The organism is Oceanobacillus luteolus (assembly GCF_023715655.1).
Classification (GTDB): Bacteria; Bacillota; Bacilli; order Bacillales; family Amphibacillaceae; genus Oceanobacillus; species Oceanobacillus luteolus.
Map to the genome: position 1 here is coordinate 1 of NZ_JAMBON010000102.1, position 1,722 is coordinate 1,722.

Annotated in this window: 2 protein-coding genes; both read left to right on the plus strand. The window is 40.4% G+C overall.

Going from position 1 to position 1,722, the window contains the following annotated elements:
• The first annotated feature begins 60 nt into the window (after positions 1-60).
• Positions 61-414, plus strand: a complete 354-nt coding sequence (tnpB, locus tag M3210_RS19795) for an IS66 family insertion sequence element accessory protein TnpB (RefSeq protein WP_251517995.1) — start codon at positions 61-63, stop codon at positions 412-414.
• 67 nt (positions 415-481) lie between these two features.
• On the plus strand, positions 482-1,722 hold a 1,241-nt coding region (gene tnpC, locus M3210_RS19800), incomplete at its 3' end, for an IS66 family transposase (RefSeq protein ID WP_251517996.1).

Below are 1,722 nucleotides of genomic sequence, written 5' to 3' on the forward strand. Positions count from 1 at the left end.
CTTCTTTAACGGTGTGGATGAGCATATCATTCAAACCGTCATAAGGGAGTTGAGAAATGAATGAGGCAAGATTATACAGACGTCAAGAACATTTATATTGTTTGTGGAAAGACGGATATGAGAAAGGGAATTGACGGACTAGCTACACTAGTTCAAGATAACTTCGAGCTAGATCCCTATGGCGATTCCATCTTCTTATTTTCTGGTTGGAGCAAAGACCGTTATAAATGTTTATATTTTGATGGGGATGGATTCGCCATGCTTTATAAACGTTTAGATAATGGTAAACTTCAGTGGCCTAAAAACGAAAATGAAGTTCGCAATTTATCGCAACAAGAACTTCGTTGGCTCTTGGAAGGGTTAGCTATTCAACAACCAAAAGCAATACAAAAATCTCCAAAAGGTGTTTTTTAACTATTCATTTTTCGTTCGATAGCGTATACTATAGCTATCTTAACAGAACGAAAGGCGGTGAAATTGCATGGTTCAATCTTCTCCTGATCAGAACGATAAATTAATTAAACTTTTAGAGGAACAATTAAAACAATCGAATCGACAGATCGAAGCTTTGACCGAGCAAGTTCGCCACTTAACGAAGCTACTATATGGTTCGAAAACGGAGCAATCGAAATACAATCTACCCGATGGGCAAACGTCGTTATTCGATGATGAGGATGATGACGATTCTTTTAACTATTCTGAGCACACAGAAGAACAAAGCGAACAGAAGATTGCATATACTGTTGAACGTAAAGCAAAAAATAGAAAACGCAATGATTTTCTGGCAGATGACCTCGAAACAGAAGTCATTCATCATCACCCAGAAGATACGACATGCGATTGTTGCCAGCAAGCAATGACAGAAATGGGCAGCACCGTTGTCCGAGAAGAAGCGATGTTTATTCCAGCAACGATGAAGAAAATACAGCATGTAGAACATGCTTATGAATGCAAGAATTGTAAGGGACATTCCTTTCAGAACGCACAAATAAAAAGAGGCCAAGCACCACAGGCTCCTATTCAACGTAGTCTGACAAGTCCTAGCATTCTAGCGAAAGTAATCTATGATAAATTTATCCAGTATCTTCCGCTTTACCGTCAGGTAAAAGAATGGGAGCGTTGTGGCCTACATACGAACGATAAGAATTTGTCTAACTGGGTTATACGAACAGCTCAGGATTGGTTACTTCCCGTGTACCAACGGATGAAGGAAATGATGATGAACAAATCTATTTTACACGTGGATGAAACCTACGGAAAAATTATTCATCGTTCCGACGGGAAACCAGGAAATGCCAATGCCTATAATTGGGTGTACCGTAGCGCTCCTAGCCAAGGCCCCGTTATCATTCTCTTTCAAAGTGCGTTGTCACGTGCGAGATCCGTTCTCCAAGGATTTGTAGAGAACTTTACAGGGACCATTATCTGTGACGGCTATTCTGCATACGATAAACTCCCAGGCGTAACCTTCGCAAATTGTTGGGCACACGTTCGCCGATATTGGTTGAAAGTGAACAGTAAAAACGGGCAGATTGGAGTGAAATTTTGCGACGAGCTTTATCGCCTAGAAAGGGATTTTAAAAAATTATCCCCGAGTAAGCGAAGAAAAAGACGTCAAAAGCTTTCGAAACCAATCGTAGAAGAATTCCTGAAATGGATTGAGGAATCCCCTTTTTACGGCAATAACGCACTTGGAAAAGCAGCCGAATATACACTGAAATT